The sequence below is a fragment of the Alteromonas sp. BL110 genome, from assembly GCF_003443615.1.
Lineage (GTDB): Bacteria > Pseudomonadota > Gammaproteobacteria > Enterobacterales > Alteromonadaceae > Alteromonas.
This window is the reverse complement of sequence record NZ_CP031967.1, coordinates 4,270,458-4,286,733: the sequence shown is the minus strand read 5'-3', so window position 1 is coordinate 4,286,733 and position 16,276 is coordinate 4,270,458. Positions and strand designations below refer to the sequence as shown.

Below are 16,276 nucleotides of genomic sequence, written 5' to 3'. Positions count from 1 at the left end.
CCACCCAAATGAATTCAGGGTGGCAAGCTAAGGGACAGTTAAGTACAAATAGACCCTTGCGTACCTCCATGCAGGTATTCTTTATCACCTGCATAGTCATTTTGTCGGTATTTATTGTAACCCGACCTGCGTTGGGCAAAACTAACGATGAAGCTGCTACCGAAACCCCGCCTATTGTTCGATTTCATGCCTGGGGTGGTAGCGCCCAGGTAAATGGCTACCTTCAGTGGGTAGCCTCGCAAGTTAAGGCCCGTTTTAACATAGAACTTCAACATGTAAAGCTGGCCGACACCAGTGATGCGGTATCTCGTGTCCTTGCTGAAAAGGCGGCAGGAAACAACAAGAACGGGAGTGTTGACCTTATCTGGATAAATGGCGAGAACTTCGCTGCGATGAAAAAGCACGACCTGCTTAGTACTTTGTGGGTAGGTGAACTTGACAACTTTAGCCTAACTAATCCTGATGAAAACCCCGCTGTAACTACAGACTTTGGCGAGCCTACGCTAGGCATGGAAGCCCCGTGGGGGAAAGCGTCTATGGTTTTTTACTATCGCAGCGCACACTTAAATACGCTGGGGCTTATGGCCCCGAAAACCATTGACGAACTTCTACGATTTAGCCAAAAGTCACCGGGTAGATTTACCTACCCAGTACCGAGCGATTATTTAGGTATTAGTTTTATCAAGTATGCAGCGCTTGCACTCAATAAAGACAAACGAGGCCTGTTCTATCAACCAGCAAACGATAAAGCGTTAAACGCGGTTTTACCGAGTTTGTGGGCGTATCTTGATGCGCTGCATCCTACTATGTGGCAGCAGGGTAAGCACATGTTACGGCAAGCCTCCCAACTGCAGCGTTTAGTGGGAACAGGTGAGCTTTCAATGGCCTTCTCTTTTACCGCTGCAGAAATTCCTTCGGCGGTAACTCGTTTTGATTTACCTGACGATGTTCGTACTTATGTTATGCAAGACGGCAGCTTGGCAAACGTCCATTTTGTAGGGCTTACATATAATTCAAGGAACAAAGCGGCGGCCAAAACGGTGGTTAACTTTTTGCTTTCACCACAGGCGCAAGCTAAAAAGCAGGCGGTGAAAGTGTGGGGAGACGACACAGTGCTCGATATTAAAAGCCTTTCAGCGTCAGACCAAGAACTTTTCGTTGAAGACAATATTCACCCGGCAGCACTAGATAAATCGCAAGCCACTGTATTGTTGGCCGAGCCTCATTCAAGCTGGACCGATGCGCTTCGAGAGGCATGGTATGAACGCTACGGAGCGCGCTATTGATGTTCGCTCAATTTACCCGGGTTGCACGCTGGTGCTTATTACTTTTACTGTGCATTCCTGTCTTGGCTGGTTTGGTTGGCGTAGCGTTTCCAGCGTTAGGCTATTTTCCCGCCATAGGTGCAAACACCTTCTCATTAGATATCTTTAAAACTTTATTTGCACTTGATGATATTTGGCAGATGGTGTGGCTTTCACTTTTCACAGGAGTGGGGTCAACATTGCTGGCACTGGCAGGTGCGTTCTTATTGCTAGCTTCATTTTATCAATCGAATTGGCTCAACAAAATTCAAGGCTTATTGAGCCCCTTTCTTGTTTTTCCACACGCTGCCGCAGCCATTGCCTTACTATTTGCCTTCAGCCCGTCAGGCATGTTTGCTCGAATAACAACTGTAGGAGCAAATACGGTTATTCCTGGTACTGGCGAGGCTTTCTCTCCCTACAATACTTTTTTTCCATACGACGCCTGGGGCCTAAGTGTATTGTTAGCATTAAGCTTAAAGGAACTGCCGTTTATTATGTTAATGGCGTTAAGCGTAATGTCGCAGCCATTAGTGAAAAGTAAGCTTTCTGGCTATATCAAAGTGGGCACGGCGCTTGGCTATTCGCCCGTGGCAACCTTTTTTAAGCTTGTGATGCCCACTGTCTTCACACAAATCAGATTACCTGTATTAGCAGTGTTGGTCTTCGCCACCTCTAATGTGGAAATTCCGCTTATATTAGGGGGAAATAACCCCAGCACCTTGGCCGTTGCGATTATGCATTGGTTCAATCATATCGATTTATCTATGCGTCTGTTGGCAAGCAGTGCCGCCGTGCTCCAGGTCGCAGTCAGTGGGTTGGCTTTGCTTCTGTTGTTAGGCGTTGAGCGTATAGTTATATTCGTGGGAAGAAAAAGGCTAGCGAGAGGAAACCGGCGCTTTTTTGATAGCCTTATACATAGCGCTGCGTATAGCACTGTAGCGATATATATTGCTTTGATTGGTGCGGTAGGTTATTCGGTGCTTATGTACTCAATTGCTAAGCAATGGTTGTATCCTGATTTTTTACCAGAAGGCACGACGCTATTGCACTGGCGAACTGCATTTGAAACCCTCGCGACCCCGTTTTCCAATAGCTTATTACTGGGCGTATTGGTAAGTACTTCTGCATTGGGGCTAGTGCTATTTACGCTTGAAAGTGAACAGCTTAAACCCGCAGGTGTAAATGCAGACAGGGCTTTTTCCGTCTCACTGTTTTTGCCGCTATTAGTACCGGGCGTGGCTTTTTTATATGGCTTGGTTTGGTTCCAGCAGCTCGTGCTGCAAGACGCAGTTTGGTTTCACACCTACATCGCCCATATGGTTTATGTCGTGCCATACGTTTTTTTGTCTATGGCGGTGGCCTATCGAAAATTCGACATACGATACGCAATGGTTGCACAAAGTCTGGGGAAAACGCCCTGGCAAGTGTTCTACCATATTAAATTACCATCCCTGTTTTCCGCCATTATGGTGGCCTGGGCGCTAGGGCTCGCTATTAGTTTCAGCCAATATTTACCTACGTTATTGGCCTCGGGGGGCACTATTGCCACTATCACTACAGAAGCCGTAGCGTCAGTGTCGGGAAGCAGTACGCGTTTAACTGCGGTATTCGTTATTATCCAAGCAGTTATGCCCTTAGTTGGCTTTATAATAGCGTGGTATTTACCCGCCGCTTTAGTGAAAACGGGTAGCAAAGTGCGTACTTCAGAGAAAAAGAATAGAGCAGTATTACATGGCGCTTAGTTTAGAACATTTGGTGATTTCTCATGCACAAAACACACTGTTAAAAGTGGATGTATGTGTAAAAGACGGTGAAATTTTAACAGTAATGGGGCCAAGTGGTGCCGGCAAATCTACTTTGCTGAAGGCCATTACCGGCCAACTTCATATGCCGTTTAATTTTAGCGGTATCATTAAAATCAACGGGGTTATAGTAAACGATAAAGCGGCTCATTTACGTAAAGTCGGTATTATGTTTCAAGACGCCTTGTTGTTTGAGCATATGACAGTGGCAGAAAATATTGCCTTTGCCATGCCTAAAGACAGCCACCCAAATCGAAAGGCTAAACTGGAGGCTATCGAAGAAATGCTTAGCGCTGTCGACTTAGCAGGCATAGGGGAACGCGCAGTCACTTCATTATCTGGCGGGCAACAATCCCGTGTTTCTCTACTAAGAACGCTCGCTTCTGAGCCTGACGTCGTATTGTTAGACGAGCCATTTAGTAAGCTAGACTTTGCCCTTCGTGAGCAAATTCGAAGCTGGACATTTAAGCAGCTTAAAGCGCGAAATATTCCCGCAGTACTTGTAACACACGACAAAGAGGACGCCCTTGCTGCCGGCGGCCAAATAATAGAGTTATCATCATGCTAGACGCGAAAATCACTCCCTTTATTAAACCGCTATTAAAGCCTTTGATCACAACACTTGATGCAAAAGGCATCAGTCCGAATCAAGTTACCGTGGCAGGCTTTGTTTTAGGTATTCTCGCCGTCCCCTTTATTATTCTTAACTGGTGGGGAATGGCACTTAGCTGCATTATACTTAATAGGGTTTTCGACGGTATTGACGGCGAGTTAGCGCGATATCAGCAAAGTAGCAGCAGCGCGGGTGGGTTTCTTGATATTTGTTTAGACTTTTTGTTTTATGGGTCTATACCCTTGGCATTTGGTATTGCAGACCCTATCAACTGGGGTATTCCGGCAATGGTGCTACTAGCCACATTTATTGGTACGGGCAGTAGCTTTTTGGCTTTTGCCATTGCAGCCGAAAAATTTCATATCGATAGACCACAGTTCGCTAACAAGAGCTTTTACTATATGCAGGGGTTAACTGAGGGCACAGAAACAATCGCTGTGTTTCTCGCTTTTTGCATCTGGCCTGAGCATTTTGCTGCGCTAGCTTATATTTTTGCCGCTGCGTGCGCGGTAACGGTTGTCACTCGAATTGCGGGTGGGTTTAGCACTCTGAACAAAGTAGAAGTAACACAAAATCAGTGTTCGACAATTGATAAGGGGTAGGGCATCGGTGTTGTGCCTCTTATGTGCATAGAGCGTAATCGGTAGTTGAGAAGTAAAAATGAAACTGAATCGAAAAGAGAGCTACAGTGGATAATGCGTCTGTTATTCGCCTAAGTGTATTTCTTGGTATCTTTGCCTTTATGGCTGTACTGGAAGCCTTGTTCCCAGCGCGCAAAGCTGTTCTGGATAGGAAAGCACGCTGGATAGGTAACCTCTCAATGGTGGTGATGGGCGCACTGGTATCTAGAGTTTTACTTCCTGCCACACTAGTTGGTGTATCGATATGGGCTAAGCAAGAGGGCGTTGGGCTGTTTAACCTTATATCAGATCAAGCCGACAGCACTTCGTCTTCCACTGACCAAATGAATAATACCCTATACGGCAGCGCGCTATTTATTGGTATAGTGGCAGCGAGCGTACTGCTGCTGGATATGCTCATATACTGGCAGCACCGATTATTTCACACTGTGCCTTTTTTATGGCGCTTTCACAAAATGCATCACGCCGACAGCCATGTAGATACTACTACTGGCCTTAGGTTTCATCCCGTTGAAATAGCGATTAGCCTTGGGGTTAAGGCGCTGGCTGCAGCGGCGCTGGGGATACCAGCAATTGCTATTGTTATTTTTGAAGTGGCACTTAACGGGTTTGCGCTATTTAATCACGCAAATATTCGAATACCGCAAAAGTGGGACGACAGAGTAGGATGGGTGCTTATTACTCAACGCTTGCATCGTATACATCACAGCCAAGTGAAAGCAGAATCAAATTCTAACTATGGCTTCAGTGTATCTTGGTGGGACAGACTTTTTAAGAGCTTTACCCCAAGAGCAAAGCAAAGCGACGAAACACTGTCCATAGGCCAACATGATGTGCCAGCGGTAAAAGAGAATGCTTCAATCAGTGCCTTGCTATTGCAACCTTTTAAAAGCAACTAGTTCGTCGTCTTATAAAAACGAAGTAGTACGTGGCTTTAACTAAATAACGGCAAATGGGTAACCGTTTACCGGTAAATAGATACTTGAGTATTTTAGCGAGGCTTAGCTACAGCCAAGTCGCATAGCTAGCGTGCCTAATCTGCCTTCAATCGTTTTCTCACTTTCATCGGGTAATACAGGCATAATATCTAACCCGGTTCTTGCCTCTACTTCATTGATAGTGACTTGTGTAGCGCAGTAATCATCACGACGAGACGCGTTTTGCTGCATGATAAACGCAGATGCTTCTACCAAACCGTCGACTTCACTAACTACAACTTTGAAGTAACCGCTGGGAATATTGTGCAACTCGTCGGCATCAGGTAACGCTGCAAAAAACCATTCGTAAAGAGGGCCCGAAACCACATACACATCTTGCCCTGTTCTCACTAGGCTACGTACAGCATTTTCTAACTTCACCCATGGACCTTGGTTTAAATCAGAGTCTTGGGGGGTAATGTTTGAAAGATAGTTGAGTTCTCGCCAGTCTGGAGAGTTACTAAAAGAGGCAAGAGGAACCTGATGCCCTCTATCTGTGCCTATCCCTCGCCATGCGCCTTTGTAATCGTTAGGCTCAAGCGTACTTTCGTCTTCAAGAGCAGGATCTGCTTTCCAATTTCTGCTTCGCGAAGGGCCGTCGATGGTGTCGGGGGTAACATGATACGCCACCCAGTTGGCAAACTTGGTTTGCGGATTATTGTTCAATGTATAAATAGAACGAGTGATAGTTTGCCCACCTAAGCCAATAGGGCAGCTAAATACACAGTTTTCAGCAAAAGTAGCAAACGAAAATAACGCAAGAGATACCGCTAACATTCTCTTCATATAGTTTTACAGCCTATTCTTTTCTATATCATTACCAGTCATTAGATATCTGTACCAAAGTACAGTTTATAAATGCAAAGAATAGTACGTAAATCTCCAATTAAAGAAAAGAATATTGGTAATGAAAATGTTTAAAAAAGAGCACTGCCTCTAATCAGCATAGCTTTTGAGACTGTAATCTTTGATGGAGTCAGAAGGAGAGAGCGAATGAAAAAAGTTTGTCTGAGCTATACAGCACCTAGCGCTTTTAAGACCAAATAGGCGGTTCCTAGCTGTAATAAACTACCAATAATAAGAAATACGCCATCACGATTAGTCATGCCAAGCGCCGTGATACAAAGCGCTAAAGCAGGAAGGGCGACGGCAAAAGGAAGTGCCTCTAAAGGGATCATGCAAAGTGCCGCAAGCGCACAATATCCAGCGATAATATTTTTTACTGGCGTGTCTGACAAAAATGTGAGGCGGGGTTTAAGTAGCTTTTCAAATTTCTTGGCATAAGGTTTAGCTGTGTCTATGGCGCTTTCCAGTTTATTAGAACTTACTTCTTTTTGTTCAAGCGCCTTTGGCAACCATGGGCTTTTCTTACCGCAAGCCGCCTGAATACAAATAAAAAACAGTGTTAAGCCACATAAGGTAGGTACGCCTGGTATCGCTCCGGTAGGAAGTAGAGCAATGAGAGCGGGTACTAAGAGAAGCGGACCAAAACCTCGGTCTTCAAAGCGATCGACAATTTCACCTAGTGACGTCTTTTCGCTTTCTTCATCATACATTTCATCTAACAGCTCTACGATTGAGTTGCTCATAATTAATGTTTAGTCCCTGTTGCAAAAGCTCTCTATGTAAGTCAGTACGCCTTTACCTTAAATAAGTTTAATAATTTGTTTAGAGAAACTGTTACTGAATACAGGCGATTTGATTTTACTGTTATGAAAGTACTGCTACCTTTAAATAGAGTTTCTTTGTGAGATAGACTTTGAAAAAACACGAAGCCCTTTCTATTTTTCGCCAAATACCTTCAAGTATATTATTCAAATGTACTGATAGTTCTGAGGTTTATGCGAGTCAATATTTCGAGAAATCTTTTGGAATAATTGACGCAAAGGCGTTTGAAAGTCGAGCAATTACGTTTTTTGACCAGAAGTCAAAACGAGAGGTGGCAGTAGGCGAAAATCCATTTTTTCTTGTAGAAACAGGTTTGCAGGTCGCTGACTATTTTCGACTTCAGACAAGCTCTAGAACCATGAATTGCTTTGTTGAAGGCGAGTTTGTATACACGCCAACGTGCGATTGGGTTGTTCTTCATATCAAAACCGATATCACAGGGCTGTTAGATCTTAGTAAGAAAGATTCTCAGGTCAACAAGCATATTACCTTTAACCAACTCCTCACCAACTTTTCTTCAAAGCTAATCAATGCCGACGTTAATGATTTAGATAGTATTATTGACCAAGCATTGGCGGCGTTTGGCACTTTTTGTGACGTAGACCGCTGCTACTTATTTGAGTTTCTCGAAGGAGGGGAGCTAATGTCAAATACCCACGAGTGGGTGGCAGCAGGCGTTACCCCTTACATTGACGAATTACAAAATATGCCTGCTAATTCCTTGCCTTTTTTTATGAGCCATATCACCAACGGGTTGTTTAAGGTCGATGACGTTTCAACGCTTCCAGAGTCCGCTTCATTGGAAAAGGCTGTTTTTGAAGAGCAGCGCATTTACTCTATTCTTTGCTCACGTATTATGGTTGAGGGAACAATTTATGGTTTTATCGGGTGCGATATTATCGGCGCTCCTTACTCATGGAAAGCGTTCGATATCGAATATCTGCGTCGTATAGGAGAAATGCTTGGCAATACGCTTCAAAACTTGCACAACCGAAAAGCGTTACAAAAAATGCAAATAGAGCTGCTCGAAGCGAATAAGCAGTTAGAGCGCTTAGCGAATATGGACGGACTAACGGGGCTTGCCAATAGGCGCTTATTTGATGCAACAATAAAAGACGATATCGTGCGCTGTAAAGAAGCTGACCTACCTATTAGTTTATTATTGATTGATGTGGATTATTTTAAACAATATAACGATTATTACGGACATGTTGCTGGCGACAACGTGCTTAAGAGGGTAGCTGAAACGCTTTCTAATAGTTGTTTGGGTAACGACGACTTAGTAGCGAGGTACGGTGGGGAAGAGTTCATTATTATCTTGCCAGGCACAGATAGTGACGCATTAGAGTGTATTGCCGCTAGAGTTCTTCGCAATGTATCACAGCTTTCGATAGCCCATCAAAAATCAAAAATCAAAGACATCCTTACGGTCAGTATCGGTATGGCGTGTTTTAATAGCGGTAAATCTACAAAACAAAATAGTGTAGAAAATGAATGCTATAATGCTACCTCATTCATTGAGGACGTCGATTCTGCGCTTTATCGCGCTAAAAATTCAGGTAGAAACCGCACATCTTTTTAATTGCGCTCTTGCCCACTAATGCAGTTGTGAACCACTTGCACCGTTAGATGAACTAACCACCGAACTTATCCTCTTCTTACATAAAGGCTGCATAGATTAGTCACATTTTGTTTTGTGATTATTATTAGTCACATTTTGCGGTGTGATTGTTTTTGAATTTAGTGGTTAGGCGTGTCATAGTGATAACAAGTTGAAGCGTTTCTTGCAAAGAAATAGATCACGGCGGCGAATAGTGCACACGAATAAAAACACCGCGATAAATAGCAAATCGAAGATTTATGCTGGCGTCCTGACTGGCGATATAACAGACTCTCAGTCATATAACGACGAAGATTTTAGGAATATCCTCGCTGCGCTAAAGCAGCATTTGTCGAATTACGCCAAGCAGTATGACGGCCATTTTGATATTTATCGCGGCGACGCATTTCAACTGGCGGTGAGCCAACCCCAATACAGTATGCATATTGCATTAGGTTTGCGTTTAGCGCTAAAAGCTCATACTCCGAGCGTTGATGTAAGAATAAGCGTAGCAGTGGGTGAAGCACATTATCGCCCTAACGAAGTAAAAACCGGTACCGGAGACGCCTTTGTTTTATCGGGGCGAGGGCTTGATTCGATTAAACCCAATTACCTTGCTTTTTCCAGTAGCAATACCGAGTTAGAAAGCAAAACTCAGTTACTTACACGCTTTGCGGATACTCATGTAAGCGGCTTAACACAAACCCAATCAGAAACCTTACTGGCCTACCTTGAAGCCTCGGATAAGAGTCATGAGAATATAGCGGCATTACTTGATAAAAATAGAAGTAATGTAAGTCGAATTCTCAACGCGAGTAATTACAAGCTTGTGGCTGAATACCTTGAATATATGAAGCACGCCATCACCGCCGAGTAACAAAGAGCCCAGTAACAAAGAATCGAGTAATAAAAAACGAACAGTAAAAAATCAAAGAGCAATTGCAAGTAAAATAAAACAACAAGGAAGCATAACGTGCAGTGGAAAACCTTAAATGATTACCGCCATAACTGGAGCGTTATATGATAGCTGAAACATCAAAAGGCGCTATCGTTAACGCCGCCTCTGATTTTGCGCAGCCTCAGCTATTGGTGGGCTTACTACTTGCACACTTGCTTGCTGACTTTTATTTTCAGCCCCATTCATGGGTAAAAGAAAGAAACGAGCGACACGCGCTGGCGTTACCCTTGTATTTACATGCACTATTACACGGGGCACTCGCCTTTGTTGCATTTGTACTTTTATCCGGCGTCGACAGCATGGCTACCATAAGCATTAGTGTGCTTATAATAGCGGTTTCACATTTTAAAATTGACGTGATTAAGTCTTATTGCTCCCAAAGTATTACCGCGTTTGTCGCCGATCAAATTTCACATGTGCTTGTGATCTTAGGCGTGTTTTTATATGCCACAGACCAATGGCACAGTGCACTAGCATTACTGAAGTCGCTAGGTGCAGAACATTTGGTGGTGCTTCTTGCCTATTTGGCAGTACTCAAGCCCAGCTCAATTATTATAAAACAGCTGCTGTCTCCTTGGAGCAGTGAGGTTTTAACTAACAAGCCCTCGTCAGCCCACCCAAATGACCCACCAACGATAACTACAGAAGCACAACAAACTTTGTCGATGGCAGGGCAGCGTATCGGCTACTTAGAGCGTGTACTCATGTTAACCTTTGTATTGTTAAATCAGTTTTCCGCTATAGGGTTTCTTATTGCAGCTAAATCTATTTTCCGCTTCGGTGATTTAACTAAGCACCAAGATAGAAAGCTCACCGAGTATGTTCTGCTCGGCACCTTTACCAGCGTGGCGATGACTTTAGCTATTGGTTTAGCATGCGCGGCGGTATTGGGGGTATTACCAGTAAAAGCAGCATAAATTCAATATAACGGTTGTTTGGCTTTTGCAAGCTAGGTGTTTCATAAATGTAAAAATGTGCAATTTTCCAGTATTTTTTTGAAAAAGATGAACTAAAGCCTATTTTTATATTGATTTAACAATCTTCCCCCCTTAACATTCGCGCCCTCATTAAAAGCGATAACTATTATCATTTAGATTTGGGCGGAAAATGAACCACACTTCATACAAAAAAAGTAAAGTTGCAAACGCAATACTTCTTTCTCTTTTATCAGCGACATCGACCGTCACTGCCACGTCGGCACTGGCGCAAGATAAAGATGTTGAAACACCTGTAGATCAGCAAGCAGAAAGTGCAGAAGAGAATTTAGACGTCATTACCGTTTACGGTCGTCACAATCGGCTCATTCTAGAGTCGGGTACGGCCACTAAATCAAATATGAGCTTAATGGAGACGCCAGCAGCTATCGTCGTAGTTGACGGCACTTTATTAAGAGAGCAGGGTGTTGATACGCTGCAAGAAAGTATTCGCAACATCAGTGGCTTAAGCCAGGATGGTAACAACTATGGCGTGGGCGATAACTTAGCTATTCGGGGCCTTGGTGTTAACTACACCTTCGACGGTATTTACGCTGGTGCCGATTTAGGCAATAGCTATAACCCAACGCGCTCAATGACTAATATTGAAAGTATTGAAGTGCTCAAAGGCCCCGCAACTGGCCTATACGGCATGGGCGAAGCGGGCGGTATTATCAACCTTATTGAGAAGAAACCTCAGTTCCAAGAGGCCTATGAGATTAAAGCGTCTGTTGGCAGTTGGGATAGCTATTCAATAATGGCTGACGCAACAGGTGCAATTAACAAAGACCTTGCCTATCGTGTTGTAGCTAACCGTGAACAGTCTGACGGTTATCGAGGGCTTAGCGATGAGCGAAGCGAGCTTTACACTTCACTTAAATACGTTGCATCAAGCGATAACCAATTTCTTTTGTCAGCCGCGTATATTGACGATGCAGTACAAATCGATTCAGTAGGGCATCCTGTACGTCTTATCGATCTAACCATGTTTGATACTGATGCAGGTAGCTTAACAGGTGCTGACTTAGTTAACGATACTGCAGAATCAGGTGGTCTACAGCTAACTGATGCACAGCGCGACGAATTGGCTGCATCGCTGGTATCTACCGATGGGGTACAGCCTTTTGACTTGGGTGATACTAGCCTTATCTCACCTATTTCGCGCCCTAATGAAGGTGAAGAGTTCCGAGTGAAGCTTCGTCAAGACTTGGCAATTAACGACGATTGGTCTTTAACCCAGCAATTGCAATATCGAACCTACGAAACGTCGTACATTCGCCAAACCAGTGCTTACAACTATGTATATGTGGACCGTAATGGCACCACTAACTTAGAGCCTCGAGCGCCTCTAGTAATTGACGACGTACTCTATCCGTACGCAGCGCGTCGACAGGAATACCGCAAAGTTGAAGCACAAGAAAGTGTGTGGCAATACTTCATTGACCTTACCAATACATGGTCGCTAGGCGACATTCGTGGTGAGCATTTATTTAGTGCTAACTACGAAAATATGGACGTAGAATACGCGCAGTGGTCTATTTGGGATGCAGACGACACACGAAGCGATGCTGTACCTTACATTTTAGATATTCGTAAACCGAATTGGCCAACAGGCACATTTGAAGACTATAACCCAGCGCTTCGTAGCAAGTACGATAAAGAAGTATCTAGCTGGGGCGTGAGCTTCCAAGAAGTATTGTATTTAAATGATAACTTTACTGCACGTATTGGCGGTGCATACGGCGGCGTAAAGCAAACCTATCAGAACCAATTTAGCGATGGTAACCCAGAGTACGATGCAAACGATGATGGTTTCACCTACAACCTAGGCTTAACCTACATGTATAGCGACAGCCTAAGTACTTTCATTAATCACTCAAAAGGTCGCACAGCTTACAGTGTGTTAGGTTCCTTATCAGAAGAAGATAACCGCCCCGATTCTGAATCTGAATCTTGGGATTTAGGTGTACGTTTCACTGCCTTAAACGAACAGGTCATTGGCTCGGTGGTTGTGTTTGATACGGCACGTACTAACCTTCAGTACACTAACCCATTGTACGAAGATAATATTGAAGATCCATCTTACAACGTTGATGTACCTGAGTTTTATTACGACGAACAAGACCGCACTACCGGTGTTGAAGTAGATATTAACTTTGATATTAATGAGCAGTGGTCGCTTAATGCAAATGGTACTTATCAAGAGCCACGCACCGAGCCCGGCGCATTTGCATCAAGCACTGATGAAGAACAGACGAAGGGAATTGCTGAAAAGTTCGCAAGTACTTGGCTAACCTATAGCCATAGCTTTGAAGCGCTACCTGCGCCGGTTAAGTTCAGCGTCGGTGTGACTTACGAAGACGAGCGTACCATTTCAGCTTCTGCATTTGGCGTAGACTATGCTTTCGTAGATTCATACACAGTATGGGATGCGGCAGTTAGCTATGTATCTGATGATTGGGATGTTCAGCTAAACATTCGTAACCTGGACAACACAGATTACTACAGCAGTGCTATGTATTTAGGTGGTCTGCCTGGTGAAGAGCGTAATGCGAAACTTTCAGTTGCCTATCGCTTCTAAAAAAGAGTGAGCACATTGAACAAGAACGTAGACGTTGCGCTGCGTAGCATAGCCGCCATTTTGGGCGGCTATGCCGTTTCTGCGCTAATAAGCTTTTACTTCGCTTTTATATTTTTCCACACGTTAAACCAGCAAGAGGGAGTAGCAATACTAAGTGGCAGTATGGCAAGCTACTTTGTATTTTTTGCTGTATTTATCGCAAGCTTTGCAATTAAGCATACGGTGAAGTGGTGCGCGTTTTTAATTGCTTTTAGTGCCACTCTCGTTTTGGCGCTTCCCTTAGTTTCACCTTTAAGCAACCCATTATGAAAGCTACATTCAGAAAGAGTATGATTTGGTTACACACTTATTTAGGTGTGATACTCGGGTGGTTGCTTTTCGCCATATTTTTTACTGGCACGTTAAGTTACTTCACACCGGAAATTACTCGCTATCTGATGCCTGAAAGAGCAAGCATTTCTAAAAGTCAGCAAACGATGATCGCCCACTCTTTTGCGTATTTAGGTGAGCATGCTAGTGAAGCTGAACAGTGGCGAATAGCTTTGCCGTCAGAGCGTTCTGCACTTTGGAGTGTACAATGGCGTGAGGGTAAGCAAAGGCAAACCGTTGTATTTAATAATCAGCTAGCATCAGTTGAAAACGAAACAGACACTAAAGGTGGCCTGTTTTTTAGGAATTTCCACTACACATTGCAACTTCGAGGCTATGGCGGGCGATACATTGCGGGCGTTGCTGCAATGGCAATGCTGCTTGCTATTTTTACCGGAATTTATACACACCGCAGGTTTTTTAAAGACTTTTTTACGCTACGCCCACAAAAGCTAAAAAAGTGGACCACCGACTTTCATGCTTTAGCCGGTATTCTCACTATTCCATTTTGTATAATGATCTGCCTTAGCGGCATTTTCATCTACGCGATTATGTATTTGCCCTATACCGCTAACGCTAACTTCGAGCGGGGAGAACGAGGTGTAAACAGCCAGATTATTCCTTCACTGCCGAGCCTGCATTTAAATGAAAAAATTATTGGTAACGATCACTTGTTAAAAGCGTCGACGCTGCCTCCCAAGCACAACTATGCGCATATACTAGAACAAATTGCTAACCAATGGCGCGAGCCCAATCCAATAGCAAGAATTACCGTTGAAGGCGTAGGGTATAAAAATAGCCGTATGATTGTAGAACGCAGCAAGGCCACAACAGTATCCAACCGCGCAGAACGTTTAGTTTTTGAAACCTATACTGGTAAACCACTCAAAGGTTACGATGACGAAACGGTTCCAGCTCAAATACGACGCATTCTATACGGACTTCATCAGGCAAATTTTGCCCCTATTGGCATGCGATGGTTACTATTTGGTTTAGGCATTTTAGGCTGCGCGCTTATTGCTACAGGCAATATCATTTGGGTAACTCAGCGGAAAAAAAGCGCTAAGCAAAACCCGTTCACGTTGGCACTTGTGGAAAAAGGCAACGTAGCAGCTGTTGCTGGCTTAATATTGGCTAGCGTATCGTTTTTCATTGCTAACAAATTGATAGGACACGATGTTGAAGGCCGTGCCCAATTGGAAGTAAACACATTTTTTACTGTGTGGGCATTAAGTGCGGTTCACGCATTCTGGCGCACTAAAGCTGCTGTTGCTTGGAAAGAGCAGTTCGCACTAGCAAGTGGGCTTTGTTTTGTCACCGTCGCTATAGAACTCGTGTCATTTAGAGACCGAATAGCAAACAGTATCGAATATTTAGATAGCGTTTATTTAAGCTTTATTCCTGCTTTTTTCGTTTCAGGTATCATCTTGCATTGGGCAGCGAAAAAGATAGGTTTACGTATTACCAATGCGGATATTGCCAAAATAAGTACTAAATCTGGTACTCGTGTGAAAAAGGAGCAGGAATGATAACACTGGTTTTTATACTACAGCTGTTAGGCTTCTTATGTTTAATGTTAGTAATGAACAAACACGCTAAGCAGGCAGGTAATAGTAGGGTATTAACGCAGGTGTTACGGGTATTACCCTCGCCACCCATTACCAAGTTAATAGGCTGGATGCTACTCACTGCATCTTTGTGTTTAGCGCTCACGCGTATTGAAATCACCAGTATCGCAATGGTTTGGTGGTGCTGCACATTAAGTGCAGCCCTCCTAATTATTACCGTGTACTTCAGCTATTTACTTGATACTTAGATGAGCTTCTAACATAAACGATAGCGTCAGCATCACTTACGTTGCGGACTTCGTGAGTTACTGGCGTGGATGATTCGATATAGCTTCCCGCATCAAGGGCAAGTGCTTTAGCGTTGCTATCTTGCTTATAGTTTAAGCTGCCCTTTATCACTACGGCCTTAAATTCATCACCGCTAGATGTTATTGAACCTTCAAAGCCACTTGACAGTTTAACTAAAGTACCGTAAACACTATTGGTATCGCCCCATAGATAGGTGGCGGACACGCCTTCAGCCGCAATGTTGACCAGGTCACTCTTTTGCAGCCATACCATATTATTGATGTGCAAATTAACGGGTCGTTCTCCATTGTCGAAATGTTCTTTTGACGGTTTAACTAAATACGGACCTTCGTCAATTTCCAGATAAATCAGGTTGGTTTTGTCCTTTGCTGCTGTAGTGTGATCTTCGCCCGCAGGTTGAGTCCAAAACGAACCTGTTGGCATCCACATTTTAGCGGCACTGGGGTCGGCGTTGTGCATTTCACCTTCAATAACAATACCCCGATAGGTAATGTTGTGAATGTGTGGTGGCGATTCAAAACCCTTATTAAAACGAACTAGCATACCGGCGGCTGTGTTTTTTGTTCTATCACCCCAGAGGTCAGCCGCGCCTGGACTTTTGTCACCGCGTGCAGGGTTCAAGTAACCCCATTCAACATTTTCTGCACTTACTACCTTTGTATCAGCATAGGCACTGGGCAATAAAGCAGCACAAGTGCCTACAACTAGTGATGCTATGGTTAGTTTGCGCCACGTGAGGTATTTCATATAAAGCTCCTGTTTATCCTTGCTACTAACGTCATTAACGAATGAATAACAGTTTATTCGTTGGTTAACGGATAATAAACGACCAAAATCGATAAGGACTTTCCCGAAAACGTGGATAATAAAAGTGATCCATTTGCTTTTTGTTTTTTGTTTATAAGGGCG

Annotated in this window: 15 protein-coding genes; 12 read left to right on the top strand and 3 right to left on the bottom strand. The window is 43.8% G+C overall.

Annotation, left to right across the window (positions count from 1 at the left end; all coding sequences use genetic code 11):
• Positions 1–8: 8 nt before the first annotated feature.
• The 5 genes from D1814_RS18675 (at position 9) to D1814_RS18655 (ending at position 5,262) form a co-directional block, all read left to right on the top strand.
• A complete protein-coding gene (locus tag D1814_RS18675; RefSeq protein WP_118495148.1) occupies positions 9–1,286 on the top strand; it encodes an ABC transporter substrate-binding protein in 1,278 nt (425 codons plus the stop codon).
• A complete protein-coding gene (locus D1814_RS18670) occupies positions 1,286–3,049 on the top strand; it encodes an ABC transporter permease (protein WP_118495147.1) in 1,764 nt (587 codons plus the stop codon). Before D1814_RS18675 ends, D1814_RS18670 begins: the two co-directional genes overlap by 1 nt.
• Complete coding sequence (locus tag D1814_RS18665; RefSeq protein WP_118495146.1) at positions 3,039–3,677, top strand: ATP-binding cassette domain-containing protein; 639 nt, start codon at positions 3,039–3,041, stop codon at positions 3,675–3,677. The genes D1814_RS18670 and D1814_RS18665 overlap by 11 nt, the downstream gene beginning before the upstream one ends.
• On the top strand, positions 3,671–4,324 hold the full coding sequence (locus D1814_RS18660) for a CDP-alcohol phosphatidyltransferase family protein (protein WP_118495145.1): 654 nt from the start codon (positions 3,671–3,673) through the stop codon (positions 4,322–4,324). Before D1814_RS18665 ends, D1814_RS18660 begins: the two co-directional genes overlap by 7 nt.
• 86 nt (positions 4,325–4,410) lie before the next feature.
• Positions 4,411–5,262: a sterol desaturase family protein gene (locus D1814_RS18655; RefSeq protein WP_118495144.1), complete on the top strand. Its 852-nt coding sequence runs from the start codon at positions 4,411–4,413 to the stop codon at positions 5,260–5,262.
• Positions 5,263–5,364: 102 nt separating this feature from the next.
• Here the strand turns inward: D1814_RS18655 and D1814_RS18650 are convergent, their stop codons facing one another.
• Both D1814_RS18650 and D1814_RS18645 read right to left on the bottom strand, forming a co-directional pair.
• Positions 5,365–6,126 carry a DNA/RNA non-specific endonuclease gene (locus D1814_RS18650; protein ID WP_118495143.1) on the bottom strand — a complete coding sequence of 254 codons (762 nt, stop codon included), beginning with the start codon at positions 6,124–6,126 and terminating at the stop codon, positions 5,365–5,367.
• Between the two features lie 227 nt (positions 6,127–6,353).
• On the bottom strand, positions 6,354–6,929 hold the full coding sequence (locus D1814_RS18645) for an exopolysaccharide biosynthesis protein (RefSeq protein ID WP_118495142.1): 576 nt from the start codon (positions 6,927–6,929) through the stop codon (positions 6,354–6,356).
• A 170-nt stretch (positions 6,930–7,099) separates the two neighbouring features.
• Here D1814_RS18645 and D1814_RS18640 point away from each other — a divergent pair, with 170 nt between their 5' ends.
• The 7 genes from D1814_RS18640 (at position 7,100) to D1814_RS18610 (ending at position 15,306) form a co-directional block, all read left to right on the top strand.
• Positions 7,100–8,590, top strand: coding sequence for a sensor domain-containing diguanylate cyclase (locus tag D1814_RS18640; RefSeq protein WP_118495141.1), 1,491 nt, complete (start codon positions 7,100–7,102; stop codon positions 8,588–8,590).
• 232 nt (positions 8,591–8,822) lie between these two features.
• A complete protein-coding gene (locus tag D1814_RS18635) occupies positions 8,823–9,485 on the top strand; it encodes a SatD family protein (protein WP_232368926.1) in 663 nt (220 codons plus the stop codon).
• Between the two features lie 143 nt (positions 9,486–9,628).
• On the top strand, positions 9,629–10,483 hold the full coding sequence (locus D1814_RS18630; protein WP_118495140.1) for a DUF3307 domain-containing protein: 855 nt from the start codon (positions 9,629–9,631) through the stop codon (positions 10,481–10,483).
• Positions 10,484–10,673: 190 nt separating this feature from the next.
• Complete coding sequence (locus tag D1814_RS18625) at positions 10,674–13,121, top strand: TonB-dependent receptor (protein ID WP_118495139.1); 2,448 nt, start codon at positions 10,674–10,676, stop codon at positions 13,119–13,121.
• A gap of 15 nt (positions 13,122–13,136) precedes the next feature.
• A complete protein-coding gene (locus D1814_RS18620) occupies positions 13,137–13,430 on the top strand; it encodes a hypothetical protein (protein WP_025255054.1) in 294 nt (97 codons plus the stop codon).
• Positions 13,427–15,019, top strand: coding sequence for a PepSY-associated TM helix domain-containing protein (locus D1814_RS18615; protein WP_118495138.1), 1,593 nt, complete (start codon positions 13,427–13,429; stop codon positions 15,017–15,019). The genes D1814_RS18620 and D1814_RS18615 overlap by 4 nt, the downstream gene beginning before the upstream one ends.
• Positions 15,016–15,306, top strand: a complete 291-nt coding sequence (locus D1814_RS18610) for a DUF3325 family protein (RefSeq protein ID WP_118495137.1) — start codon at positions 15,016–15,018, stop codon at positions 15,304–15,306. Before D1814_RS18615 ends, D1814_RS18610 begins: the two co-directional genes overlap by 4 nt.
• On the opposite strand, the gene D1814_RS18605 is transcribed toward D1814_RS18610, so the two are convergent.
• Entirely contained in the window at positions 15,284–16,114 is an 831-nt protein-coding gene (locus tag D1814_RS18605) for a DUF4437 domain-containing protein (RefSeq protein WP_118495136.1), read from the bottom strand. The genes D1814_RS18610 and D1814_RS18605 overlap by 23 nt on opposite strands.
• Positions 16,115–16,276 lie beyond the last annotated feature (162 nt).